Origin of the sequence: Nostocoides sp., assembly GCF_037045025.1 — a bacterium.
GTDB lineage: Bacteria > Actinomycetota > Actinomycetes > Actinomycetales > Dermatophilaceae > Nostocoides_A.
Genome location: NZ_JBAOHM010000013.1, coordinates 362777 through 387973, shown reverse-complemented (window position 1 = coordinate 387973; position 25197 = coordinate 362777). Strand labels below are relative to the sequence as shown.

Sequence of the window (25197 nt, the reverse complement as noted above, 5' to 3'; positions counted from 1 at the left end):
GCCTCACGAGTAGAGCGCGTCGAGGTCGCTCTTGTAGTGATCGGTGACGACCTTGCGCTTCAGCTTCAGGCTCGGGGTCAGCTCCCCGCTCTCGACCGTCAGGTCGGCGCCCAGGATGACGAACTTCTTAACCTGCTCCCAGCTGTTCAGCCCGGCGTTGAGCTGGTCGACGTAGCCCTGGACCATGTCGTGTGCCTGCGGTGAGGAGACGACCTCCGCATAGGACTTGCCACCGAGGTCGTTGTGCTCGGCCCACCCGGTGATTCCTTCGGGGTCGAGGGTGATCAACGCGCTGACGAACTTGCGGTCATTGCCGTGCACCAGGATCTGACTGACATACGGGCACAGGCCCTTGAAGTGGGACTCGACCAGCGAGGGAGCAACATACTTGCCGTTGGAGGTCTTGAACAGGTCCTTCTTGCGGTCGGTGATCTTCAGGAAGCCCCGATCGTCGAGTTCGCCGATATCGCCGGTGTGGAACCAGCCCTCCGCGTCGATCACCTCGCTGGTCGCCTCGGGGTTGTTGTGGTAGCCGGCCATGACGCCCGGGCCGCGCAGCAGCACCTCGCCGTCATCGGCGATCTTGGTCTCCATCCCCGGCAGCGCCCAGCCCACGGTCCCGATCCGGTGGGCGACCGGACGGTTGACATAGGACGCCGCGCTGGTCTCGGTGAGGCCATAACCCTCGGCGATGAGCAGGCCGACGCTGTAGAACCATTTGGCGACGTCGGGGTTGAGTGCCGCCGAGCCGGAGATGAAGAAGCGCATCTTGCCGCCGAAGCGGCCCCGGACCGTGGACAGCACCAGCCGGTCGGCCACGGCGTGTTGCGCCGAGAGCAGCAGTCCGGGGCTCTTTCCCGCCAGCTTCGCGTCGGCGACCCGGGATCCGACTCCGGTCGCCCAGTCGAAGAGCGCCTTCTTGACCCCGCCCTCCTCCTCCATCATCAGCGAGATCCGGCCGTGGACCTTCTCGAAGATCCGCGGCACCGCGGCCATGAACGTCGGTTGCACCTTGGGGAGGTTCTCGACGATCTTGTCGATCCGGCCGTCGATGACCGTGGGGAAGCCGATCTGCATGGGCATGGTCAGCAGCAGCTTGCCGAAGACGTGGGCCAACGGGAGCCAGAGATACTGCAGATCCTTCTCGGACAGGATCCTGATCGACTGAATCGAGGCCCCCTCGAAGATCCACGCCTCGTGCAGCAGGCGCACCCCCTTGGGGCGACCGGTGGTGCCCGAGGTGTAGATGATCGTTGCCAATTGGTCGGACGTGATGCCGTCGATCCGGGCGTCGACCGTGCCCGGTGCCCGCGCGAGCAGCTCCTGTCCACGCTCGGCGAGCTCGGTCAGCGTGAGCACCCAGTCGCCGTCGCCTTCCCCGTCGAAGACCACCACCGCGCGCACCTCGGGGATGTGCTCGCGGATGCCGCGCAGCTTTTCGACCTGGGCGTCATCTTCGGCGAAGACCACGACGCTGCCGGAGTCGGCGAGGATATAGGCGACGTCGTCGGCGATGCTGCTCGGATAGATCGTCGTTGTCGCGGCGGCCGCGCACATGTTGGCCAGGTCGGCCAGCGCCCATTCATAGCGGGTGCCGGACGCGATCGCGACCCGGTCCTCGGGCTCGACATCCAGGCTGACCAGGCCCGCAGCCAGGTCGTAGACCCGTTCCTTGACCTCACTCCAGGTCACCTTGGCGTAGTCGTCGCCCTGCGGATAGGAGTAGGCGTGTTTGTCGGCGCTCTTGGCGACGCGTTCGCGGAAAAGGTGTCCGACGCTGACCGCGCAATCGGCCAAGGCCGCGGTATCGATGTCTTCGTCGGTCGGGCTGTGAATCGTGGCGGGCATCGGTGGCCACCCTTTCGCAGTATCGGTTGGCGCGACCTCGGTCGGCGGGTTGCGCCGATCGTGCCATGACTACGTGCGCGAAATCACGTGTGCGTCCGGTGAGACACGCCACGATCGCCGGTATGCCGCTTGGCTCGGCTCACGTCGTGCCGCCAGCGACCGGACTCCCGAACAACGCCGCCCGGGTCGCCTCGACATCGCCGGCCATGGCCAGGAGGAGGTCCTCGATCGAGTCGAACTTCAGCGTCGGCCGGATCCGGGTGACGAAATCGATGGCGACCTCCTCGTCATACAGATCGAGGTCGGTGCGGTCGAGGCAATAGGCCTCGACCGTGCGGTCGGTCCCGTCGAAGGTGGGGTTGGTGCCCACCGAGATGGCGGCCGGCAGGCGCTGGTCGACGCTGCCGGGCGGCCGCTCCAGGCGGGTGAGCCAGCCGGCATACACACCGTCGGCGGGGACGACTCCGCGCGAGCGGCGCTCGAGGTTGGCCGTGGGATAGCCGAGAGCGCGGCCGCGGTGAAAGCCGTGAACGACGATGCCGACGACCCGGTGGGGCCGGCCGAGGATGGCCGCGGCCGCCTCCACCTCGCCGGCGCGCAGGTGCTCGCGGACCGCGCTGGACGACCAGCGCACGTCGTCGCCGAGATCGTTCAGGACGACGACGTCGAAGCCGTGCGTGCGGCCGAGCTCGCGAATGAGGTCGACGTCACCGGTATAGCCGACGCCGAAACCCTTGGTGTCCTGCCCGACGACGAGCGCCTGGGCCTGCAGTCCCTCGACGAACGTGCGCACGATGAAGTCCTCGGCGCGCTGCTGGGCATACTCCCGCGTGAAGGGCACAACGACGAGTCCGTCGATGCCGGTGTCGGTGAGCAGATCCTCGTGCAGCCGGCCCGGGCTGATCAGCTCGGGCGCCCGCTCCGGATGGAGCACCTGGACCGGGTGCGGTTCAAACGTCAGCGCGACCGCCGGCAGCCCGCGGCGGCGCGCTTCCTCGCGAAGGACGGCGATCAGCGCCTGGTGGCCGCGGTGGACGCCGTCGAAGTTGCCGAAGGTCGCCACGCACGGGCGCAGCGGCGGCGGGGTCTGCCCGGGGTCGGTCCAACGGAGCACGAGCACACTCTACGAAGCCCGGGGCCGGCTATGAATTCGCGGCCACGAAAACGACCCGGGAGCGGGCCTGGGGCCGGCTCTCGTCGAGCACGGCAACCAGCCGCCCCGCGGGGTCGAGCGCCGCCACCGGTTCGGTGCGCCCCGGCTCGGCGGACGGGATGCGGCGACCGAAGGTCAGCTCTCGCGCCTCGGCGGCGCTCAGCTCGCGCACGGCCAGCGCGTGGGCGGCCGCGTCGAGACCGAGGACCGGCAACGACCGTCCGGTGGCCCGCCCGGCGACCAGGTCATCGAGCGGCGCGCACTGGTCCAGACCGAAGCGCCCGACGTGGGTGCGGCGCAACGCAGTCAGGTGACCGCCGACGCCGAGAGCGGCGCCGAGATCACGCGCCAGAGCCCGGACGTAGGTCCCGGACGAAACGTCCACCTCGACGTCGATGTCGAGCACCGGCGTACCGTCCAGGTCGGCGGCACGCTCGGCGAGGACGGCAAACCGGGAGATCGTCACCGGACGGGCTGCGAGCGCGACCGCTTCGCCGCCGCGGACGCGGGCATAGGCGCGCTGCCCGTCGATCTTGATCGCGCTGACCGCGCTCGGCACCTGCTCAATGTCGCCGGTCAGGGCTGCGACGGCGGCGGCGAGCGCGCCGGGGGCAAGCGCGACCGGTGTCCTCGCGGTGAGCTCGCCCTCGGCGTCGTCGGTGACCGTGGTGGCGCCGAGCCGGATGGTCGCGGCATACGACTTGGCGCAGCCGACGAGGAAGGTGAGCAGCTTGGTTGCCCGGCCGATCCCGAGGACGAGCACGCCGGTGGCCATCGGGTCGAGCGTCCCGGCGTGGCCGACGCGACGCGTGCCGGCGAGTCCGCGGGCCTTGGCGACGACGTCGTGGCTGGTCCACCCCGGGGGTTTGTCGATCAGCAGCAGGCCGTCGCGGGCTGGCTCAGGCGTCGGCACGTTGGGTCGGGCGTCGGCACGTTGGGTCAGGCGTCGGCACGTTGGGTCAGGCCGACCGGCGTCGACTCCGCCTCCTCCGCCTCGTCCGGGTGCTTATAGGGGTCGGCGTCGCCGGCATAGGCCGCGCCCTCGGCGCTTGCGGCGACTTGGGCGTCCTTCTCGCGTGCGGCCTGGAGCAGCTCCTCGATGTGGGCCGCGGCGTCGGGCAGGGCATCCGCGACGAACTCCAGGCTCGGGGTCAGCCGGATCCCGAGGTGCTTGCCGACAAGACTGCGCAGCTTGCCCGTGTTGTGGGTGAGCAGCTTGGCGGTGTGGGCCGCCTGGTCGGCGTCGCCCAAGACGGTATAGAAGATGGAGGCCTGCTGCAGGTCGCCGGTCACGCGGACGTCGGTGATCGTCACGAACCCGAGCGTCGGGTCCTTGACGACCTGCCCCAGGTTGGCGGCCACGACATCCTTGATCCGCTCGGCGACGCGACGGGCACGGGCTTGGTCGACCACGGCCATCTCCTCACTCGGTGTTGGGACGGGGGACCTACACCTTAACCAGGCCTCCCGGCGACGCGCGCCGAATTGCGCTCGCCTACCCTGGGGGGCATGTTCCCGCCCGGTTCCGGCATGCCGCGCGCGCTGCGCGCCGCGTCGCTGGCCGGGCTCGCCACGCTGCTCGCGGCCCTCGGTCACCGGCTCGGCGGTATGCCGCTCCCGGCGTCCGCGCTGCTCCTCGCGCTCGCGGTGAGCGGCCCGCTCGCGTGGGCAGTCACCGGCCGGCGGCTGGGCGCCGTCGGGCTGACTGCGGCCTTGGGTGGGGGGCAGCTCCTCGCGCACACCGCGTTCGTCGTGTCCGAGGGCGCGCGCACCACGCTGGGAGCCGGGCAGCTGCCCGGCGGCTCGATAAGCCCGGGGTCGATGGGCCCGGGCTCGATGGGCCCGGGGTCGATGGGCATGGGCTCGATGGGCCCGGGGTCGATGGGCATGGGCTCGATGGACCATGCGGCAACCGGGCCGGTGCTCGGCCTCGACGCGCGGATGCTGATCGCGCATACCCTCGCCACGCTCGTGTTGGCGGTGCTCGCCGCCCGGGCCGAGGCGGCCCTGTGGCGCGCCTGGGAACGGTGGCGCCCGCGCCTGTGGTCCCGGCCGGTGTTGCTGGTCCCGGGAGTGCCGCGCACCCCGATGTGGCTGCTCGCGCCGCTGCGTTCAGGACGCTTCTCCTCCTCGCGGCTGACCCGTGGCCCACCGGCGCCCGCCGCCCACTAACGACAGCGCCAGCCGCCTCCCGCGGCACTGTGGCCACTCGAGGGACGTCGCCAGCACCACCACTTAGCGGAAGTTCCTCGACCTCCCCATAAGCAGCACGCTAGTGCTCATCGTGCAACTGCTGCTAGCAGAACTTCCTCAGCTTCTGAAAGGCATCCTCCTCATGTCCCTGCCCACCCGCGCGCGGCGGGCCTCGCTCGCTGTCGCGCTCATCCTGCTGTTGCCTCCTTTGACGGGCTGCGGCTCCGACGGCTCCGACCCGAGCTCGACGTCCTCGACCGCGGCCTCATCCGCATCCGCTGCCCCATCTGCATCCGCGGCCTCATCCTCGACCGGCTCGGCCACCGCTAGCACCCCGGACCGGATCACCCCGGTCACGATCACCGACGGCTGGGCCAAGGCCAGCGAGGGCCCGATGAGCGGCGCCTTCGGGACGCTCGTCAACAACTCCGACCAGACGGTGCACATCACCGGCGCAACGAGCCCACTCGGTCGGATGGAGCTGCACGAAGTCGCCAAGAACGACGCCGGCGCGATGGTCATGCGCCCGGTCGCCGATGGGTTCACGATCGCGCCCGGGGCGAACTTGGTTCTCGAGCCCGGCGGCTTCCACCTGATGTTCATGGACATGTCCGCACCGCTCGTGAACGGCGAATCGGTGACCGTGACCCTCCAAACCAGCCTGGGTCAGGTGCCGCTGACCATCCCGGTCCGCCGGTTCGACGGGGCCAACGAGAGCTACGCCCCGTCGATGGATCACTCATGACCTCCCGGTGCCCCGCGCCCGGGGTCCAGCCGGGGCCGCGGCGGCGGGCGATGCTGCTCGCCGCGCTCGGCGGCGCCGGTGCCGGGGCTCTCGCGGGTTGCACCGACTCAGCGTCGGACGCGGCGGCGGGCAGTGCGCCCGCCGCCGCGTCGGCCCCTCCGTCCGGTGAGCGGGCGGGGCAGGGTGGCGCCTTCCGGGCCGCACGACAGCCGGGAATCCGCGGGCGGGTTCAGCCGTATGCCGCGTTCGTCGCCCTCGATCTGGCTCGCGGCGCCGGCCGCACCGAGCTGCGCCGGCTGCTCGCCATCTGGAGCGACGACATCGAGCGCCTGATGTCCGGCCGGGCGCCGTTGACCGACCCGGAACCGGAAGTGGCGCGGCATACGGCCGGGCTGACGGTGACCGTCGGGGTCGGGCCGCGGCCGGTGTCGCTAGCCCGGGGCGCCGGAGCCGTTCCGGAGTGGCTCGGGCCGCTGCCGGCATACTCGATCGACCGGCTCCAGGAGCGGTGGTGCGGAGGCGATCTGCTGCTGCAGGTGTGCGCCGACTCGCCGACGACGGTGTATCACGCCGCCCGCCGGTTGAGCATCGGCGTGCGGGATCTGGCGGAGGTGCGCTGGACGCAGCGCGGCTTCCGGGAGCCGCTGAACACCGGCGAGGGGTTGGTGGGGATGCGCAATCTGTTCGGCCAGGTCGACGGCTCGATCAACCCGCAGGATGACAGCCTCGTCTTTGCCGGTGCCGGCGCGCCGGACTGGCTGGTCGACGGCTCCTCACTCGTGCTGCGCCGCATCCGGATGGACCTGGACAAGTGGGAGCAGGCCGACCGGGTCGCCCGCGAAAACGCGATCGGACGCCGCCTCAGCGACGGCGCCCCGATCACCGGCGGCGCCGAACTCGACCTGCCCGACTTCGACGCCATAGACGCCCTCGGCTTCCACGTCGTCGACGACGCCGCGCATGTGCGGCGCGCCCACTCCAGCGCGCCGAGCGAGCAGATCCTGCGCCGCCCCTATTCGTATGCCGAGGGCCAGGCCCCCGGCGCCGACGCCGGCCTGCTGTTCGCCGCCTATCAGGTCGACCCGCTGGCGCAGTTCGACCCGATCCAGACCCGGCTGGCCGAGGCCGACCTGCTCAACCTGTGGACTACCCCGATCGGGTCGGCGGTCTTTGCGATCCTGCCGGGCATCGGCGCCGACGAGCACCTGGGCCGCGCCCTCCTCGCCTAGCTAGGCGAAGCGGGCGCGGCCCGGACGGATCAGGCGCGCGGCTTTTCCCGCAACTCGTAGGTCGTGATCAGGTCCTCGAGCTGCAGGTCGTTGAACGACCCGAGGTTGATGCCGCACTCGTAGCCCTCCCGGACCTCGGTGACATCGTCCTTGAACCGTCGCAGACCGGCGACCTCGACGTTCTCCGCAACAACAACGCCCCGCCGGGTGATCCGCGCCTTGGCGCCGCGGCGGATCTCGCCGCTGCGCACGATCGACCCGGCGATATTGCCGAATTTGCTCGACCGGAAGATCTCACGGATCTCCGCGGTGCCGAGCTCGACTTCCTCGAACTCCGGCTTGAGCATGCCCTTCAGGGCCGCTTCGACCTCTTCGATGGCCTGGTAGATCACCGTGTAATAGCGGATCTCCACCCCTTCGCGTTCGGCATACTCGGCGTTCTGGCCCTCGGCGCGGACGTTGAAGCCGATGATGATCGCGTTGGAGGCCATCGCGAGGTTGATGTTGTTCATCGTGATCGCGCCGACGCCGCGGTCGATGATCCGCAGGTCGACCTCGTCGCCGACGTCGATCTGCAGCAAGGCGTCCTCGAGCGCCTCGACCGAACCCGACACGTCACCCTTGAGGATGAGGTTGAGGGTGTCGATCTTGCCGGCCGCGAGCGCCGCGTCGAGGTTCTCCAGGGAGATCCGCTTGCGGGCCTTGGCCAGGCTGGCCTGCCGGTCGGCGGCCTCGCGCCGCTCGGCGATCTGCCGGGCGGTGCGATCGTCCGGAGCCACCACGAAGGTGTCGCCCGCACGCGGCACCGAGGACAGGCCGAGCACCTGCACCGGCCGGGACGGCGTCGCCTCGGCCAGCTGCTTGCCCTGCTCGTCGAGCAGCGCACGCACCCGCCCGTGGGCCGAGCCGGTGACGATCGCGTCGCCGACCCGCAGCGTGCCGGTCTGGACGAGCACGGTCGCGGTCGCGCCGCGGCCGCGGTCGAGGTTGGCCTCGATCGCGACGCCGCGGGCGTCCCGGTCGGGGTTGGCCCGCAGGTCGAGCGCGGCGTCCGCGGTCAGCAGCACGGCTTCGAGGAGGTCCTCGATGCCGAGGCGCTGCTTGGCGGAGACGTCGACGAACATCGTTTCGCCGCCGTATTCCTCGGCGACGAGGTTGTATTCGGTTAGCTGCTGGCGGACCTTGCTCGGGTTGGCGCCGTCGACGTCGATCTTGTTGACCGCGACGACGATCGGCACGTCGGCTGCCTGGGCGTGGTTGAGCGCCTCGATGGTCTGCGGCATCACGCCGTCGTCGGCGGCGACGACGAGGATCGCGATGTCGGTGACCTTGGCACCACGGGCACGCATCGCGGTGAACGCCTCGTGACCCGGGGTGTCGATGAAGGTGATCGCCCGGTCGACGCCCTCGTGCTCCTTGTGGATCTGGTAGGCGCCGATGTGCTGGGTGATGCCGCCGTGCTCGCCGGCGACGACATTGGCGTTGCGGATGGCGTCGAGCAGCTTGGTCTTGCCGTGGTCGACGTGGCCCATGACGGTCACGACCGGTGGGCGAGGCTCTAGGTCCTCGGCCTCCTCGGCGTCGATCCCGAAGTCGAGGTCGATGTCGAAGGACTCGAACAGCTCGCGCTCCTCGTCCTCCGGGGAGACGATTTGGATGACGTAACCGAGTTCCTCACCGAGGACCTTGAAGGTGTCCTCATCGAGGCTCTGCGTGGCCGTGGCCATCTCGCCGAGATGGAAGAGCACGGTGACCAGCGAGGCCGGGTTGGCGTTGATCCGCTCGGCGAAGTCGGTCAGCGAAGCGCCCTGGCGAATCCGCACCACCGTCGAGCCGTCCCCGCGGGGGACGGTCACGCCGCCGATCGTGGGCGCATCCATCTGCTCGAACTCTTGGCGCTTGGCCCGCTTGGACTTGCGCTGCTTGCTGCGTCCGCCGCCGCGGCCGAAGGCGCCCTGGGTGCCGCCGCGGCCACCGGGACCGCCGCCGGGACGGCCGCCGAAGCCGCCACCGCCGCCGGGTCCGCGGCCGCCGAAGCCGCCGCCGCCACCGCCGGTGCCGGGACGCCCGGGGGCACCGGGGCGACCGGGAGCACCGCCGCGCGCCGGGCGCTCGCCGGGGCGGGCGACCGCGCTGCGGTCGGGCATCATCCCCGGCGACGGGCGCGGGCCGCCCGGGCGCGGGCCGCCGGGACCGGCCGGCGCGCCGGGCCGAGGCCCGCCGCGGCCCTGCGGTCGCGGCATGCCCTGGCTGGGCGCGAACGGGTTGTTGCCCGGGCGCGGGGCCCCACCTTGACGCATGCCCTGGTTCTGGGAGAACGGGTTGTTGCCCGGGCGGGGCGCCGCGGGGCGCGGGGCGCCGGGCACGCTGCCCGGTGTGGCCCGCGGGCCTGGTGCGGGACGCCCCGCGTCGCCGGGGCGCGGCGCGCCTCGGCCCGACGGCGCCTGGCCGCCACGACCGCCGGGCGCCTGGGAGGGACGAGCCCCGGGAGCCTGCGGCGTGCGCGCCGCCGGGGCCTGTGGGGTCGGGCCGGACGGACGCGGCCCCGGTGCGCCGGGAGCCGGAGCGGCCGGCGTTGCGGGGTGGCTACGAGGCGCGGGCGCCGGCATCGACGCCGGGGCGGGCGCCGGCGCCGCTGGGCCGGCCGCGGGCTGCGGCGGCGCGGCGGCCGGAGCGGACTCGGCCGCAACCGGCGCCGACGTCGCCGGAGCCGACGGCCCCGTGGGTGGCGCCGAGCGTGCAGCGGCCGGAGCGGATGGCCCGGCTGCCGGAGCCGATGGCGCCGCCGCAGGTGCTGAGCGGGACCCGGCCGCGGTCGCGGTCGCCGGGGTTACCGGACTTGCCGGGGCGTCGGGGCGCGCGGGACCGGGCCGGGGTCCGGGAACTGGCCCGCCGGAGCGCGGTCCGGACCCGCTGGGACTCGGCGCCGCCGGGCGGGCACTGCCGGGCCCGGGCGTGCCCGGACGAGCCGGAGTCGGAGCTGGCGCGCCAGCGGCGTCGCCACCGGAGGCGGCATACCGCTCCTTGTAGCGCCGGACAACCGGCGCTTCGATGGTCGAGCTGGCGCTCTTGACGTATTCGCCCATCTCGTTGAGGCGCTCGAGGAGAACCTTGCTCGGGACTCCTACTTCCTTGGCGAGCGCACTGACACGGACTTTGGACACTTTTCTCCTGTCTCGGTCCGTGCCGGGACAGGCGCGGACCGCTCTTACAGCTGGGGGGAACTCATTGCTGAGTACTCATCGGATGCTCATCGCGGAAACCCGCTTTCGGATCTCGAAGGGCACGTGCGGTCAGGTCAGCCTTGTGCCAGCAGTGCCTCGATGTGTCCCACGACCAAGGCCGGATCGACCGGGCCGTCGACTCGCAAGGCCCGCCCGAACGCTCGGCGCCGGATCGCGGTGTCGAGGCAGTCACGCGCCGGGTGCAGCCATGCGCCACGCCCCGGCAGGCGCCGCCGAACATCGGGCAGAAGGGGGATGATCCCCTCGGGCCCGGTGCCCGCCACCACTCGCAAAAGGACCGACCGGCTATCCGGTGCGCGGCAGCCGATACACGTGCGAATCGGCTGATCACCCCGGAGTCCAGTCCGGTCGGCGTCAGCCATTCTAGCGGGTCGCGGGGCCGGCCGGGCGGTGCGGGGGTTGCGCGCCGTGCGACGGACGGGTGCCGCCACCGGCGGCCGGGCTCTCGATATCGGGCCGGATATCGATCCGCCACCCGGTCAGCTTGGCCGCCAGCCGGGCGTTCTGCCCCTCCCGGCCGATGGCGAGCGAGAGCTGATAGTCCGGAACAACCACGCGCGCGCTGCGGTCCTTGGTGCTGACGATCTCGACCGATTGCACCCGCGCCGGGGACAGGGCGGCGGCGATGAACTGCGCCGGGTCCTCGGAGTAGTCAACGATGTCGATCTTTTCGCCGCCCAGAGCGCTCATCACGGCCCGCACCCGCGCGCCCATGGGGCCGATGCAGGCCCCCTTGGCATTGAGCCCGGCCACCTTGGTATGCACGGCGATCTTGGTCCGGTGACCGGCCTCGCGTGCGAGGGAGGCAATTTCGACGGCTCCGCTGGCGACCTCGGGAACCTCGAGGGCAAACAGCTTCTTGACGAGGTTGGGGTGGGTGCGGGACAGGTCGATTTGGGGGCCGCGCGGGCCGCGTTTGGTGGCCACGACATAACACCGGATGCGGTCTCCGTGGCGATACTTCTCGCCGGGCACCTGCTCGGCGAGCGGCAAGATGCCCTCGACCGAGCCGAAGCTCACCGTGACGAAGCGCGGGCTGGCGCTTTGCTGGATGACGCCGGCGACAATGTCACCCTCGCGGCCCTTGAACTCGCCGAGGATCTGCTCGTCCTCGATCTCCCGCAGCCGGCCCACGATGACCTGGCGAGCCGTCGCCGCAGCGACCCGGCCGAAATCGGCCGGGGTGTGGTCGAACTCCGGACCGAACTCGATCACCCGCCGCACCCGCTCCGGCCCCTCCGGCGAGGCCTCGATGTCCGCGCCAGTAACGTGCGCGCCAGCGGCGTCTGCGCCGGCGGCGTCCGTGTCGGCGCTCGCGTCGGTCTCGCTCTCGTCGGCGGGGGCCTCCACCTCGACGGCCTCGCGCGCCCAGATCGTCACCCGACCGCTCTTGCGATCCAGCTCGGCGCGGGCGTGCTTGTAGTGGCCATCGGTGCGCTCGTAGGCGCTGAGCAGCGCCTTCTCGATCGCCGGCACGAGAACGTCGAGAGAGATGCCGCGCTCATGTTCAAGGGCTCGCAGTTGGGCCGGGTCGATGTCCATGCGTCAACTCCTGTCTGCTCGGTCGCCGAACTCGACGACGACGACGGCGCGCTCGATCACGGCATACGGGATGGTCTGGTGGGTTTCGCCCTCCTGGCCGTCGCCGGCATGCAGGCTCAGCACGACCTCGTCGGCCCCGGCACGGACGATCCGGCCGGTCACCTCCGCGCTCGCGGAGCGGATCGAGATCAGCCGGCCGACATTGCGCTGGAAGTGGCGCGGCACGGTCAGGCGGCGACCGAGTCCGGGCGAACTGACCTCGAGAACGTAGGGGGCGTCGCCGAGAACGTCGCAGCCGTCGAGCGCGGCGTCGATGCGGCGGCTGACGGCGGCGACGTCATCGAGGCTGACCGGCGCCGTGGGCTGGTCGATCCATCCGTCGGCCTGCAGGATCGGCGCGACGTCGAGGCTGACCCGCAGCACCCGCCGCTTGCCGGCCGGGGTCACCGAGACGTCGTCCAGCACCAGGCCGTGCGCGCTGACGAGCGGAGCGATCAGCGCCGCCACCTGCTCGTGCGTGCTCATGGTGGCCCCCGAGTCTGTCTTGACGTGTCCGTCCACTCTAAGCGTTCGGTGGCGGTGGCGTGTTCCCGCGACCGGCCGTGCCATCATCGGCGACGTGCAGGACAGCGGCAGACCGACCCGGCGCCTGGCCTTGGTGGCGGGGATGACGCTCGGGCTCGGCGGGTGCGGCATCCGGTTGGAGGACGACGCGCCGCACGTGCCGCTCGTGCCTACGCGCACCCCGATCCCGGGCGAGGCCGACCTGCTCGCCCTGCTCCGGGGCACGCGCGATCTCGCCGGGCGGCTGCGCGGCGCCGGCGTCGACCAGGCGGCTGAACTCGCCGGCTGGCTGCGCGGCGCCGGCGTCGACCAGGCGGCTGAACTCGCCGGCTGGCACGACCGGCAGGCGGTCGTCCTCGACGCGGCCCTGCGCCGCGCCGGGGTTCCCGCGGACGCCATCGACCCCGCGCCCACCCCGAGCGGATCCACCGGCTCGACGACGGGATCCACCGGCTCGACGACGGGATCAGCCGGGTCGACGACGGGGTCCGCTAGCTCGACGCCGGCCCCGGCCGGCACGGCCGCTCTGGTGCGAGCCGAGCAGGACGCCGTCGCGGCGGTCGGCACTCTGCTCGGCATCGCCGACCCCGGGCTGTTGACCATGCTCTCCTCGATGCGTGCCTCCCGGCTGCTCGCCTGCCGCATCCTCGGCCGCGATCCTGGCCCGCCGACTGCGGGCGTCGCCGGCGCGGACGCGCCGGAACCCGAGCGCGTGGTGCCCTTTCTCACGGCGAGCCGGGAAGCGGCATACGGGCTGGAGGTGGTCGCGGCCCGGGCGAGTGGCGCGCGCCGCGACCGCACTCGAGCGTGGCTGGCGCAGGTGCGTGCGCTCGCGCTCGCCCAGGAGCAGGCCGCGGGGGCGAGCGCGCCGCCGGCCGCCTCGGCATACGAGCTGCCGCTGAGCCCCGACGAGGCGGACGGCGCCGACCGGCTCGCGCAGTATCTGCTCGCTGCCCTCCCCGGCGCCTACGGCGACGCGATCGGCGCCGCCGCACGCGCGACCGATGGCCGCCAGCCTGACCGGGCCCTGGTGGCCCTCGGGTCGGACTGGCTCGCGCGCGCCGCCGGCCTCGCCGCGGACTCCGGCACCGACCCGGGCGCCTTCCCCGGGTTGCGCTAGACGGGTTGCGCTGAGGGGTTGCGCTGACGTCGGCCCCCGGGAATCTCGTCGCTGGGAATCCGTGGGGGGCGCGTGGTTGTTGATCCTGGGCATGTTCGGTTTCCGCGCCGCAGCGCCCATGCCCACCGCCGAGAACGCCCTTCCCGGGCGCGACCACCGGGTCTTCGCCGTGCCCGCCCGGCACGAGGTGCTTGGCACGCCGTTGGAGGGGCCGTGGCCGGACGGCACCGAGGTCATCTATGTCGCGATGGGCTGCTTTTGGGGGGCCGAGCGGATCATGTGGCGCCTGCCCGGTGTCGTCACGACCGCGGCCGGCTACCTCGGCGGGTTCACCCCTAACCCGACGTATGAGGAGACCTGCACCGGCCGGACCGGGCACACCGAAGCGGTGCTCGTCGCCTACGACCCTGCGGTCACCGGGCCCGAGGCGATCCTCAAGGCGTTCTGGGAGAACCACGACCCGACCACCGCCAACCGGCAGGGCAATGACGTCGGCACCCAATACCGCTCGGCGATCTATTGGACGACGCCCGAGCAGGAGCAGGCGACGCGCGCCACGGCCGTGGCCTTCCAGCGCGAACTCGACCGCCACGGCTACGGCACAATCAGCACCGAGCTGGCCGGGGCCGAGCAGGCCGGGCCGTTCTGGTATGCCGAGGACTACCACCAGCAGTACCTCCACAAGAACCCGGGCGGCTATTGCAACCACGGCCCCAATGGCCTGACCTGCCCGACCGGGGTCGCGCAGCTGCCCGCGCAGGCCGATATCGAGCCGCCGCGGACGAGCTACTGACCGCGCCCTGGCGCGGGCTCGCCAGCGACAGGGTGTCCTGCAAAAGGTGAGGTATACGGCACCTCCTGCAGGACGGCGAACCTTGCCAGCTGCCGCACACCACCCCCTGGATCCCTGGATCACGCGCGCGAGGCGTTGTCACCGCGGCGTTCTAGGGTGACCGAGTGGCCGTGCACCTGCACCGTGAGCCGCGGACCGACCTGCTCGCCGAGGGGTTGGCGGCGCTGCTCGCCGTGCCGCCGACCGACCCGTTCGCGAGTGACCTCGTCGTCGTGCCCGCGCGTGGCGTCGAGCGCTGGTTGACCCAGCGGCTCTCCCACCGGCTCGGCGCCGGATCCGGCGGCGATGACGGTGTGTGCGCCGCCGTGCGGTTCCTCTCCCCGAGCTCGCTGGTGACCCTTCTGCTCGGCACCGACCGGGACGACCCCTGGCTGCCCGACCAGCTGGTCTGGCCGCTCCTGGCCACCATCGACGACCAGCTCGACCAGCCGTGGGCCGCCCAGCTGGCCCGTCACCTCGGCCACGGCGATTCCAGCGCCCGGGGCCGGTTGCGCGCCGGTCGCCGCTACTCTCTCGCCCGTCGCCTGGCCGGCCTCTTTCATTCGTATGCCGTGCAGCGGCCCGCGCTGCTCGCCTCCTGGGAGGCGGGGGTGCCCGAGGGCGGGGACTGGTCGGACGGCGCCGGCGGGAGGCTCGATGAGGACCTGACGTGGCAGCCGCTGCTGTGGCGGGCGTTGACCGACCGAATCGGGGGCGCGACGCCCTCCCGGCGGCATACGGAAACGATCGCGCGGCTGCGCGCCGGCGATCCGGGGCTCGATCTGCCCGAGCGGCTCTCCCTCTTTGGTCACACCCGGCTCGCCCAAACCGAGGTCGAGTTGCTCGGCGCGCTCGGTGGACGGCGCGAGGTGCACCTGTGGCTGCCGCACCCGTCGCCGGCGTTGTGGGACAAGCTCATCACCGTCACCGTCGCCGGGCCCGTGCCCAGGGAGGACGATCCGAGCGTCACCCTCGTCGACCATCCCCTGCTCGCCTCGCTCGGGCGCGACCTGCGCGAGCTGCAGCGCGGGCTGACCCCGGCTCTCGGCCGGTCGGAACCGGTGACCGTCGCCGAGCCGGCCCCCACGACCTGGCTCGGCCACCTCCAGGCCGACCTGCGCGCCGACCGCCCGGCCACGCCCGAGGTGATCGCCGCCCGCGCGGGCGTGGTCGGCGACGGCACCATCTCGGTGCATGCCTGCCACGGGCCTACCCGCCAGGTCGAGGTGCTGCGCGAAGTCCTGCTCGGCTTGCTCGCCGACGATCCGAGTCTCGAGCCCCGCGACATCCTCGTCATGTGCCCCGATATCGAGGCCTACGCGCCGTTGATCCAGGCGGCCTTCGGGCTCGCCGATGCGCGGCTGGCCGGGAGTCACCCCGCGCACACCCTGCGGGTCCAGCTCGCCGACCGGGCGTTGACGAGCACCAACCCGCTGGCCGCGGTGGCCACGAGGGTGATCGAGTTGGCCGGCGGCCGGATCACGGCCGGCGAGTTGCTCGACCTTGCCGCGGCCGAGCCCGTGCGCCGCCGGTTCGGCTTCGATGGGGACGATCTGGAGCAGTTCGCGCGCTGGGTCGAGCAGGCCGGTGTGCGGTGGGGCATCGACGGTGAGCATCGGGCGGCATACGCGCTGGGCGGGTTGGCGGCCAACACCTGGCGGGCTGGACTGGACCGGCTCTTGCTCGGCGTCGCCCGCGCCGAGGGGCCGGGTCATTGGAGCGCGGGGGTGCTGCCAGTCGACGACGTCGACAGCGGCGCGATCGACCTCGTCGGGCGCGTCGTCGAATTCGTCGACCGGGTCGATGCGGTGCGCGGGCGGCTGCTCGCGGCGCGCGGCGCAGCGGAGTGGATGACCGCCCTCGGTGACGGCGTCGCTGGCCTTACCGACGTCACCTACACCGAGGCCTGGCAGCGCGCCGAGCTGGAGCGGGAGTTGGCATCGGTCGCCACGGCCGCCGGCGAGAGCCTGCCGCTGCAGTTGACCGATGTGCGCGCCCTCTGGGCGCAGCGGCTCGGGGGCCGCCCGACCCGGGCCAACTTCCGCACCGGCAGCCTGACCGTGTGCACGATGGTCCCGATGCGGTCGGTGCCCCACCGGGTGGTCGCGCTGCTCGGCCTGGACGACGGGATCTTCCCGCGCGGCAACGCGATCGACGGCGATGACGTGCTGGCTCGCCGGCCGCTCACCGGCGAGCGAGATCCGCGCAGCGAGGACCGGCAGCTGCTGCTCGACGCGATCTGCGCGGCCCGCGAGAGGCTCGTCGTCACTTATACCGGCGCCGACGCCAACACCGGCGCGCCGCGGCCTCCTGCCGTGCCCCTCGGGGAGCTGATCGACGCTGCTCGAGCGGCGGTCGGGCTGGCCAGCCCGGACGGCTCCGCCGACCCCGCCGATCCCGCCGATCCCGCCGATCCCGACCCCGCCGACCCCGCCGACCCCGCCGATCCCGACGACCCCGACGATCCCGCGGATCCCGACCCCGACGGCGCCGCGGGTGCCGGCGCCGTCCTGCCCGTGCACCGCCACCCGCTGCAGCCCTTCGACCCGAGCGCGTTGGGTGGTAGCGGCCAGCCACCGTTCTCTTTCGACCCGCACGCACTCTCCTCGGCGCAGGCTGCCCGAGGTGCCCGGCCGGGCCCCGGCCGGCGGCTCGTGTTGTCCGGGCCGCTGCCCGCTGCCCCGGCCGGCGACCTCGTCCTGGACGACCTGGAGCGCTTCTTGGCCAATCCGGCACGGGCATTCCTGCGCTCCCGCCTCGACGTCGCCACTGCCCTGGACGCGACGGAGGCGCTGGCGGCGATCCCGATCGAACTTGGCGACCTCGAGAAGTGGGAGCTGGGCGAGCGGCTCCTGCACGACCGGCTGACGGGCACGACTGTCGCCGAGGTCCAGCGCGCCGAGCGGATGCGCGGCCAGCTCCCGCCGGCCGCTCTCGGCGACCGGCTGTTGCGGGAACTTGGCCCAACTGTCGATCGGATCGCCGAGCAGGCGGCCCGCGTGCGTCCGGGGGGCGCGTCCGGGTCGATCGACCCGAGGGGCGCGGTCGACATCACGCTCGACCTCGGGGGACGGCTGCTAACTGGCACGGTCGGGCAGGTGGCCGGCCGCGCGTTCGCGCTGACCACCTATTCGCGCATCTCCGCCCGGCATCGGCTGCGGATCTGGCTGGCGCTGCTCGCACTGTCGGCGGGCACAGCCGAGAGCAACGCCGGATGGACGGCCCATGCGATCGGGCGCGGTTCGCGCGGGGCGGTGACCCACGTGCAGATCGGTCCCGTCCCGGCAGACCTCGCAGCGACGGTCCTGCGCGATTTGGCCGCCATCTATGACCGGGGCCTGCGCGAGCCGATCCCCTTCTCCCCCAAGACAAGCTACGCCTACGCCGAGGTGATGTGGCACGCCACCCACAAGCGCGAGGCTCCCGCCCTCGTGCGCGCCCGGGCCCAGTGGGTCGGCGGCGACTACCCCGGCGAAAACGCCGACGCCGCCGTGGGCACCCTCTACGGGCCGCACCCGCCGCTCGACGTCCTGTGTGGCGCGGCCGCAGCCGAGGAGCGGTGGGCCGGCGGAGCGGCATACGAGTCGGCGATCGCGACCCGCCTCGGGCACTATGCGATGCGGGTGTGGGGTCCGGCGCTGGCCGCGGAGGTGTGGCGCGGGTGACCACCCTCGGCGTCGACTTCGCGCCCGATCCCTTCGACATCATCGCGCCGCTGCCTACGGGGACGACGATCCTCGAGGCGAGCGCCGGGACGGGCAAGACGTGGACGATTTCGGCGCTGGTCGCCCGCTATGTCGCCGAGGGGACGCCGCTGGACCAACTGCTTGTCGTCACGTTCGGACGGGCGGCGAGCCAAGAACTGCGCGAACGCGTGCGCGACCAGCTGACCCGCGTCGAGCAACACCTGGCCGACCCGGTGGCGCACCCGGCCAGCAACCGGCTGGAGCACACCCTCACCGATGATTGCTCACCCCAAGAAATCGCGCTGCGGCACCGCCGGATCCGCGAAGCTCTCGGCGCCTTCGACGACGCGACGATCGCGACCATCCACCAGTTCTGCCAGCTCGTGCTGCGCAGCCTTGGCGTGGCCGGAGATACCGACAGCGGGGCAACGCTGGTCGAGAGCCTCGATGACCTGCTCGCCGACGTTGTCGCGGACAGCTATCTGCACAGCTTCGCCCGGCTCCAGGAGCCACCCTTCGGCCTCGAGACGGCGCGCCGGATCGCCGCCGAGGTCGTCGCCGATCCGGCCGCAGCGACTGAACCTCGCGCCGCCTCCCTCGATTCGATTGGCGGACAACGGGTCGCCTTTGCTCTGCAGGTGCGCGCCGAACTCGACGAGCGCAAGCGCCGGCTCGGCGTGCTGAGCTACGACGACCTGCTCGCCGACCTGGCTGCCGCCCTCGAACCGCCAGCTGCCCCCGCGCGCACCCGCATGCGCGAGCGGTGGCGCGTCGTGCTCGTCGACGAGTTCCAGGACACCGACCCGGTCCAATGGCAGGTCTTCGAACGCGCCTTCCACGGGCACAGCACGATGGTGCTCATCGGTGACCCCAAGCAGGCGATCTATGCCTTCCGGGGCGGCGACATCGACACCTACCTGCGCGCCCGCCAAATCGCAACGACCCACCAGACGCTGGCGACCAACCGGCGATCCGACCGACCGCTTGTCGACGCGGTCGGTGCGGCCCTGGAGGGGATGGCGCTCGGGGACCCCGCGATCGTCGTCCACCGGGTGGAGGCCCACCGTGAGCAGTGGCGCCTGACCGGCCTGCCCCACCCGCAGCCGTGGCGGCTACGGGTGGCCCGCCGCAGCGATCTCGACCCCGACCGCGACAGCGGCCTGCCCACGGTCGGTGTCGCGCGCCCGCGCATCGCCCGCGACGCCGCCGCCGACATCAAACGGCTGCTTCTCTCGGGCGCCCGGTTCGACGGCCGGCCGTTGCAGCCGCGCGATATCGCGGTGCTGTGCTCGACCGGCCACCAGCTGGCCCTGGTGCGAGACAGCCTGCGCAACATCGGGGTTCCTGCGGTGATGAGCGCCGACGACAGCGTCCTGCAGTCCCCCGCCGCGCTCGACTGGCTGACGGTCCTCGAAGCGATGGAGTCGCCCAATCGCTCGGCGCGAGTGCGTGCGGCCGCGCTGACCCCCATGCTCGGCGTGACCGCGGCCGACCTGGACGCAAGGGGCGAGGCGGCTACCGAGGAGGTCGCCGAGACAATGCGGCACTGGGCCGAGCTGTTCGCGGTGCGCGGCATACCGGCCGTGTTGGAGGCGGCCGCAATCGGGGGCGTGCAGGAGCGGCTCCTGCGGCACCTGGGCGGCGAGCGCGAGCTGACCGATATGCGGCATACGGCCGAGTTGTTGCACGCCGAGAGCCTGCGGCAACGGCTCGGCCTGGTCGCGTTGACGGCCTGGCTGCGCGCCCAACGTGCCGCTCCGACCACCCGCGGGGCCTCGCTGCGCAGCCGACGCCTCGACAGCGACGCCGCTGCCGTGCAACTCGCCACGATTCACGGCAGCAAGGGGTTGCAGTTCCCGATCGTCTATGCCCCCTTCCTCAGCGACCGCCGCACCCCCGACGCACCCGACTTCCCGCGCTATCACGACGCTGACGGCCGACGCTGCCTCGACGTGGGCGGCGACCCTGATGACGATGTCCTGCAACGGTGTCGGGCCGAGGACGACGGCGAGAGCCTGCGGCTGCTGTATGTCGCGCTGACCCGCGCGCAAAGCCAGTTGGTCACCTGGTGGACCCCGATGACGACAACCCGCTCCTCCCCCCTGCATCGGGCGCTGTTCGGCCGCGATCCCGGTGGCGTGGGCCAGCCCGAGCCGGAGGTTCCGGTCCCCTCCACCGACGCTCCCGTCGTCAGTCAGTTGGGTCTGTGGCTGAGCGCCGGTGGGCCGTCGCCCGAGTGGTTCGGCGGGGAGGCACCGGCCGGCACGCTGCGGGCAGCCGTCGACGGGGAGTTGTCGGTGCGCTCCCTGCTCCGGCCGATCGACGCGGATTGGCGGCGCACCTCATACACCGCGTTGACCAGGGCGGCGGAGTCCGGGCTCGCCCTGACTGGGCCGGGGCAACCCGAGCCCGAGTTCCCGGCTCGTGACGATGAGGCACCCGGCGCACAGGTGCTTCCCGAGTCCGTTCGCGCAGAGTCTGATCCGCGTCTCGAAGCGGCGCGTGGTCTGGCCTCACCGATGGCCGGCATGCCCGTCGGGGCGACCTTCGGCTCGCTGGTCCACGCGGTGCTTGAGACCGCCGACCCGCAGCCCGCCGACGCCACCGCGGAGTTCACCGCCCGCATCGGCGAGCAGGTGCTGCGTTGGCCCGTCGATGTGGACCGGGAAGCGCTCGCCGAGGCCCTGGTCCACGTGTCCCGCACGCCCCTCGGGCCGCTTGCGCCAGGCGTCACCCTCGCCGACATTCCGGCGCGTGATCGGTTGTGCGAGTTGGAGTTCGAGCTCCCGCTGGGGGGCGGCGACCTCATCTCCACTCGGGGGGCTCCGCAGGTCCGGTTGGCCAGCCTCGCGCCGCTGCTGCGCGCTCACCTCGGGCCGGACGATCCGCTGCTCCCGTATGCCGAGGACCTCGCCCGCCCCGAGCTCGGCGAGCAGCCGCTGCGCGGCTATTTGACCGGGTCCCTCGACCTCGTGTTCCGCGTCGGTGATCGCTATCTCGTCGCCGACTACAAGACCAACTGGCTCGGGCCGGCGGATGCTCCGTTGACGGCCGCGCACTACGCGCCCGAGGCACTCTCGGCGGCAATGCAGCACTCGTCATACCCCCTCCAAGCATTGCTGTATGCCGTTGTCCTGCATCGATTCCTGCGCTGGCGGGTGCCGGCATACGACCCGGAGAGCCACCTGGGAGGCGTGCTCTATCTCTATCTGCGCGGAATGTGCGGCCCCGACACCCCAGCGGTCGACGGGCATCCCGCCGGAGTCTTCTCGTGGCGCCCGCCAGCGGCCCTGGTCCTCGCTCTCTCCGACCTCTTGGACGGCAGAGGATGATCGCCGGAATGAGGTCAGGTGCGGCCCTCGAGGGTCAGGGGCGCGCCATCGGTCCGGCGCGCCATCGACACCTCGTCGCGCTCGTCTCCCGGCGCCACCCGGATGCCCCCGCCCACACGACCCACCTCGGTGAACCCGAACCGCGCATAGAAATCGCCCAGCCCGCCGCCGCTGCGATAGTCCAGGCGAAGCAATTCGCCGCGATCGGCGCGGGCGCAGCCGATCAGGCCGGCCATCAGGATAGAGCCGAGGTTGCGTCCCTGTCGTTCCGGGGAAACCATCAATCGGTAGAGCCAACGGACATGCGCCAGAAGCGGATTAGTCGTCTTGACCCACCATGCCCAACCCGCGAGGGTCCCGTCGGGATCTCGCAGGGCGACGCCGAAAGCGCGTCCCGCCGCCATCTGGGCCCCGTGCTCGACCAGGGCCCCCTCGACCCGCGCCCGGGGCGCGCCCGGCAAGAAGCCCACCGATCCGCCGGAGTCGTTGACCCGCATCCACAGGGCGATGAGCGCCTCCCTGTCCGATTCGGTGATGACATCCACGCGAACGACTTGCGGCGCAACGAGAATCATCGAGGCGCCGCTGCCAGGGGGGTCGATCTCCAGTTGACGCGTGCCGACGGGCAGCAGCCCGGCGCTGCGGGCGGTGCGGATCGAGGCGTCGTTATGGACTTTGGCCACGGCCTCAATGCGCCGACCGGGAAGCCATTCGGTGGCCGTCGTCACCGCGGCACGGGCGGCCTCGCGCGCCAGGCCTTGTCCGTGAGCCTCGGCGGCGAACCGGTAGTAGAGGTTGAGCGCCCCGGAGGTGGCGGGGCGGACGCCGGCCCAGCCGAGCGGCATACCCGTGGATGTGTCACAGGCGATCCAGTAGCCGAAGCCGTTGTCCTCCCAACACTCCAGGAGCTTCGCGAACTGGGCCGCACCAGTGTCGGCGTCGACGCGGGCATAGGGGGCATGTCGATACAACCGCTCATCGCCGTGCAGGCGCAGATAGAAGTCCCGGTCGGCGGCCGTGGGCCGGCGCAGCAGCAGCCGCTCGGTGGTGGTCTCGAAGAGCACCTGGGAACGCTATCGAAGGCCACCGGCCCCTGCCGCCAACCAGAGCGTTCCCGCGAACGGCCGGTTCGATGAACGAACTCGTGGCGCCACCGCCGCACGACCGACGGCTCGCTGAGCGGGCCGAGGGCCTGCTCGGGGTGGCCAATGCCTCCGGCCTGCTCGACGCCGCCGATGTGCACGTCGCCGTTCGCCTCGGTGAACTCGTCGGCGAGGCCGACGACCGGGTGCGCTTGGCTTTGGCGCTGGCCGTGCGTGCCGTCCGGACCGGGTCGGTGGCCTGCGACCTCGAGGAGGCCAGCGCGCTCGATCCGGAATTCCTGTGGCCATTCGCCGCGGAACCCGATGCCACGGCCTGGCGCTCGCTGGTCGCGAACAGTCCGCTCGTGGCACAACGGGTGCTGCGGCTGGAGTTCGGCCTGATCTATCTCGAGCGCTACTGGGAGCAGGAGGTGCTCGTCGCGGACGTCCTGCATGAGCGGGCCGGGCTGGGCGCGGTGTCGGTGGAGGAGTCCGTGCTCACGACCGGGTTGAGCCGACTCTTCCCCGATGCTGGCGACGGCGACCAGCGCGCGGCCGGCGAGAGCGCGGTTCGGCATCGTACGGTGATCGTCACGGGCGGGCCGGGCACGGGCAAAACGACGACAATCGCCAAGATCGTGGCGCTGCTTGCCGAGCAGGCGGCCGGCGACCCAGCGTGCGGCCCAGAGCGCCCAGGGGACGGGCGTGCGCGGCGTCCCTTGCGCATCGCTCTGGCAGCGCCGACAGCCAAGGCGGCGGCCCGGCTGACCGAGGCCTTCCACGGCGCGGCAGCTCAGCTGCCCGCCGCCGACCGGGCGCGGATCCCATCGTTGTCCGCGACCACGCTGCACCGGTTGCTCGGCTGGATTCCGGAGTCTCGCAGCCGGTTCAAGCACGACCGCGACAACCGCCTCCCCCATGACGTCGTCGTGCTCGACGAAGCGTCCATGGTTTCCCTCACCTTGATGTCCCGCCTGCTGGAGGCATTGCGGCCGACCTCGCGATTGATCATCGCCGGCGACCCCGACCAACTCGCCTCGGTTGAAGCTGGCGCGGTCCTCGCCGATCTGGTGGCCGGGATGGGCGGACACGGCTTAGGCGAGCCCACGGCAACCGGCGGCAGGTTGGGGGCGACAGCCGAACCCGAGGGGGCGGCAGGCGAACCGTTGGGAGCGGCATACGAGCTGGGAGCGGTTGCCCGTCTGGGGCGCACCTATCGCTTCGGTGGAGCCATCGGCGAACTCGCGCACGCTATTCGCAACGGCGACGCCGCCGGGGCAGTGAGCTTGCTCCACGGCGGCGGCGACGAGATCCGCCTCTTCGCCGACGTCGACGAGCGCAAGCCGCTGATCGTGGAGTGCGCGCTGGTGCTTCGCGAGCTGGCTCGGGCCGCAGGCGACGATGACGATCGGGCACGTCGAGCGTTGGCAACCCTGGCTCGGCACCGGCTGTTGTGCGCGCACCGCACCGGGCCGTCCGGGGTCTCGCGATGGAATCGCCAGGTCGAGCAGTGGGTGAGCGAAGAGACTGGCGAGAACTTCTGGACCCCGATGTATGCCGGCCGCCCCCTGCTCGTCACCGCCAACGACTACGCGATGGACCTCTACAACGGCTATACCGGGGTCGTGATGAGGCGCGGCGCGCGGTTGGTTGCGGTTTTCGACGCCGGAGCGAGCGTGCGAGAGGTCGCCGCGTCCCGGTTGAGCGAAGTCGAGACCATGCACGCTGCGACGATTCACAAGAGTCAGGGCAGCCAGGCCGAATCGGTGACCGTCGTTCTGCCCGAGCTGGACTCGCCGCTACTCACCCGCGAGCTGATCTATACGGCGGTGACGCGGGCGCAGCGCGAGCTGACGATCATCGGGACCCCGGAGGCCGTGGCCGCCGGCATTGAGCGGCCGATCCAGCGCGCCTCCGGGCTGCGGCACCGGCTGGTGCATGCTCCCGGAACCCGGCCCGCCGCAGCGGCCCGAGAACGGGCCGCCGACCCGTTGGGTTAGTTGCTAGTGGCTGGGGGGACAATGCTTTTCGACCGGTCGATTGGGATCGGCAACTCGTCCGAGCTGGCGGATCGCAGGGACGCGGTCGGCGAGTCGCGCAACAGCGGGGCCGCCTTCGACTCAGGGGTGGCGCAGGCCGGCGCCGTCCTGGTCCGCCGCGAGTAGCGCAGTTACCCGTGCGCGACTGGCTGCAAAGGGCGCGACTTGCCGTTCAGCCAGCGCGTCACTCACGGGCTCCACGTTCGGTGACCCGGCCGCCGACGAGCGACCACCGTCGCGTTGGGAAAGGGGGGCCTCTGTTCGCCATTAATGTCCGCGGGCGTGCTCGGCTCGCCGTACGCGGCCCCGACGCTGTGCCTGGGCCAACGGCAGCCGCGTCGCTGACCAGGCCCGCCAAGTCGAGAGGACCCGGTCGGCACGGTTCTGGCGCCACAAAACGACCGACACGCTCCTCTCGACCCGGCCGAGCCGATGATTGCCCGCCTCCACGCCTACAGCCGCATTTATGGGAATGCGCCACGGCTGGCGTAATGACATCGGCGGGCTCGGGCTTGGTGCCGGCGACGCCAGGATGACCAGTGAAGAACTTCGGCCGGGTCTGGGTTGTGTTTCCAGATCAGTTGCGC

At 71.9% G+C, this 25197-nt stretch carries 17 protein-coding genes; 8 read left to right on the top strand and 9 right to left on the bottom strand.

Going from position 1 to position 25197, the window contains the following annotated elements; genetic code table 11:
- Nucleotides 1-3: 3 nt before the first annotated feature.
- The 4 genes from V9G19_RS17665 to rbfA all read right to left on the bottom strand — a co-directional run bounded on the left by V9G19_RS17665 (nt 4) and on the right by rbfA (nt 4414).
- Nucleotides 4-1848, bottom strand: a complete 1845-nt coding sequence (locus tag V9G19_RS17665; RefSeq protein ID WP_462286731.1) for an AMP-dependent synthetase/ligase — start codon at nt 1846-1848, stop codon at nt 4-6.
- A 139-nt stretch (nt 1849-1987) separates the two neighbouring features.
- On the bottom strand, nt 1988-2962 hold the full coding sequence (locus V9G19_RS17660) for a bifunctional riboflavin kinase/FAD synthetase (protein ID WP_462286730.1): 975 nt from the start codon (nt 2960-2962) through the stop codon (nt 1988-1990).
- 28 nt (nt 2963-2990) lie between these two features.
- The gene (gene truB, locus V9G19_RS17655) at nt 2991-3914 is read right to left on the bottom strand and encodes a tRNA pseudouridine(55) synthase TruB (protein WP_462286729.1); all 924 of its coding nucleotides are present in this window, start codon (nt 3912-3914) and stop codon (nt 2991-2993) included.
- Nucleotides 3915-3940: 26 nt separating this feature from the next.
- Complete coding sequence (gene rbfA, locus V9G19_RS17650) at nt 3941-4414, bottom strand: 30S ribosome-binding factor RbfA (protein WP_462286728.1); 474 nt, start codon at nt 4412-4414, stop codon at nt 3941-3943.
- Between the two features lie 96 nt (nt 4415-4510).
- Here rbfA and V9G19_RS17645 point away from each other — a divergent pair, with 96 nt between their 5' ends.
- The 3 genes from V9G19_RS17645 to V9G19_RS17635 all read left to right on the top strand — a co-directional run bounded on the left by V9G19_RS17645 (nt 4511) and on the right by V9G19_RS17635 (nt 7168).
- A complete protein-coding gene (locus V9G19_RS17645) occupies nt 4511-5173 on the top strand; it encodes a hypothetical protein (RefSeq protein ID WP_462286727.1) in 663 nt (220 codons plus the stop codon).
- A gap of 163 nt (nt 5174-5336) precedes the next feature.
- Nucleotides 5337-5939, top strand: a complete 603-nt coding sequence (locus V9G19_RS17640) for a copper chaperone PCu(A)C (RefSeq protein WP_462286726.1) — start codon at nt 5337-5339, stop codon at nt 5937-5939.
- On the top strand, nt 5936-7168 hold the full coding sequence (locus V9G19_RS17635) for a Dyp-type peroxidase (RefSeq protein ID WP_462286725.1): 1233 nt from the start codon (nt 5936-5938) through the stop codon (nt 7166-7168). Before V9G19_RS17640 ends, V9G19_RS17635 begins: the two co-directional genes overlap by 4 nt.
- 29 nt (nt 7169-7197) lie before the next feature.
- On the opposite strand, the gene infB is transcribed toward V9G19_RS17635, so the two are convergent.
- From infB to V9G19_RS17615, 4 genes are all read right to left on the bottom strand, one after another.
- Nucleotides 7198-10332, bottom strand: a complete 3135-nt coding sequence (infB, locus tag V9G19_RS17630; RefSeq protein ID WP_462286724.1) for a translation initiation factor IF-2 — start codon at nt 10330-10332, stop codon at nt 7198-7200.
- Between the two features lie 134 nt (nt 10333-10466).
- Nucleotides 10467-10775, bottom strand: coding sequence for a YlxR family protein (locus tag V9G19_RS17625; RefSeq protein WP_462286723.1), 309 nt, complete (start codon nt 10773-10775; stop codon nt 10467-10469).
- Nucleotide 10776: 1 nt separating this feature from the next.
- Entirely contained in the window at nt 10777-11955 is a 1179-nt protein-coding gene (gene nusA, locus V9G19_RS17620) for a transcription termination factor NusA (protein ID WP_462286722.1), read from the bottom strand.
- Nucleotides 11956-11958: 3 nt separating this feature from the next.
- Nucleotides 11959-12480, bottom strand: a complete 522-nt coding sequence (locus tag V9G19_RS17615) for a ribosome maturation factor RimP (RefSeq protein ID WP_462286721.1) — start codon at nt 12478-12480, stop codon at nt 11959-11961.
- A 94-nt stretch (nt 12481-12574) separates the two neighbouring features.
- On the opposite strand from V9G19_RS17615, the gene V9G19_RS17610 reads away from it, so the two are divergent.
- The 4 genes from V9G19_RS17610 (at nt 12575) to V9G19_RS17595 (ending at nt 21489) form a co-directional block, all read left to right on the top strand.
- Complete coding sequence (locus tag V9G19_RS17610) at nt 12575-13639, top strand: DUF4439 domain-containing protein (RefSeq protein WP_462286720.1); 1065 nt, start codon at nt 12575-12577, stop codon at nt 13637-13639.
- A gap of 91 nt (nt 13640-13730) precedes the next feature.
- The gene (gene msrA / locus V9G19_RS17605; protein ID WP_462286719.1) at nt 13731-14432 is read left to right on the top strand and encodes a peptide-methionine (S)-S-oxide reductase MsrA; all 702 of its coding nucleotides are present in this window, start codon (nt 13731-13733) and stop codon (nt 14430-14432) included.
- 164 nt (nt 14433-14596) lie between these two features.
- Nucleotides 14597-18136, top strand: a complete 3540-nt coding sequence (gene recC, locus V9G19_RS17600) for an exodeoxyribonuclease V subunit gamma (protein WP_462286718.1) — start codon at nt 14597-14599, stop codon at nt 18134-18136.
- Nucleotides 18133-21489: a UvrD-helicase domain-containing protein gene (locus V9G19_RS17595; protein WP_462286717.1), complete on the top strand. Its 3357-nt coding sequence runs from the start codon at nt 18133-18135 to the stop codon at nt 21487-21489. The genes recC and V9G19_RS17595 overlap by 4 nt, the downstream gene beginning before the upstream one ends.
- A 14-nt stretch (nt 21490-21503) precedes the next feature.
- On the opposite strand, the gene V9G19_RS17590 is transcribed toward V9G19_RS17595, so the two are convergent.
- Nucleotides 21504-22553 (bottom strand): GNAT family N-acetyltransferase, encoded by a 1050-nt coding sequence (locus tag V9G19_RS17590; RefSeq protein WP_462286716.1) that lies wholly within the window; start codon nt 22551-22553, stop codon nt 21504-21506.
- 68 nt (nt 22554-22621) lie between these two features.
- Between V9G19_RS17590 and recD the strand changes: the two genes are divergently transcribed.
- Nucleotides 22622-24571 (top strand): exodeoxyribonuclease V subunit alpha, encoded by a 1950-nt coding sequence (recD, locus tag V9G19_RS17585; RefSeq protein WP_462286715.1) that lies wholly within the window; start codon nt 22622-22624, stop codon nt 24569-24571.
- Nucleotides 24572-25197: the final 626 nt, after the last annotated feature.

What these genes read in the sequence shown, in the direction of transcription:
- V9G19_RS17665 (WP_462286731.1), bottom strand. Translation starts at nt 1,848, where the DNA reads ATGCCCGCCACGATTCACAGCCCGACCGACGAAGACATCGATACCGCG.
- V9G19_RS17645 (WP_462286727.1), top strand. Translation starts at nt 4,511, where the DNA reads ATGTTCCCGCCCGGTTCCGGCATGCCGCGCGCGCTGCGCGCCGCGTCG.
- V9G19_RS17640 (WP_462286726.1), top strand. Translation starts at nt 5,337, where the DNA reads ATGTCCCTGCCCACCCGCGCGCGGCGGGCCTCGCTCGCTGTCGCGCTC.
- V9G19_RS17635 (WP_462286725.1), top strand. Translation starts at nt 5,936, where the DNA reads ATGACCTCCCGGTGCCCCGCGCCCGGGGTCCAGCCGGGGCCGCGGCGG.
- V9G19_RS17625 (WP_462286723.1), bottom strand. Translation starts at nt 10,775, where the DNA reads ATGGCTGACGCCGACCGGACTGGACTCCGGGGTGATCAGCCGATTCGC.
- nusA (WP_462286722.1), bottom strand. Translation starts at nt 11,955, where the DNA reads ATGGACATCGACCCGGCCCAACTGCGAGCCCTTGAACATGAGCGCGGC.
- V9G19_RS17615 (WP_462286721.1), bottom strand. Translation starts at nt 12,480, where the DNA reads ATGAGCACGCACGAGCAGGTGGCGGCGCTGATCGCTCCGCTCGTCAGC.
- msrA (WP_462286719.1), top strand. Translation starts at nt 13,731, where the DNA reads ATGTTCGGTTTCCGCGCCGCAGCGCCCATGCCCACCGCCGAGAACGCC.
- recD (WP_462286715.1), top strand. Translation starts at nt 22,622, where the DNA reads ATGAACGAACTCGTGGCGCCACCGCCGCACGACCGACGGCTCGCTGAG.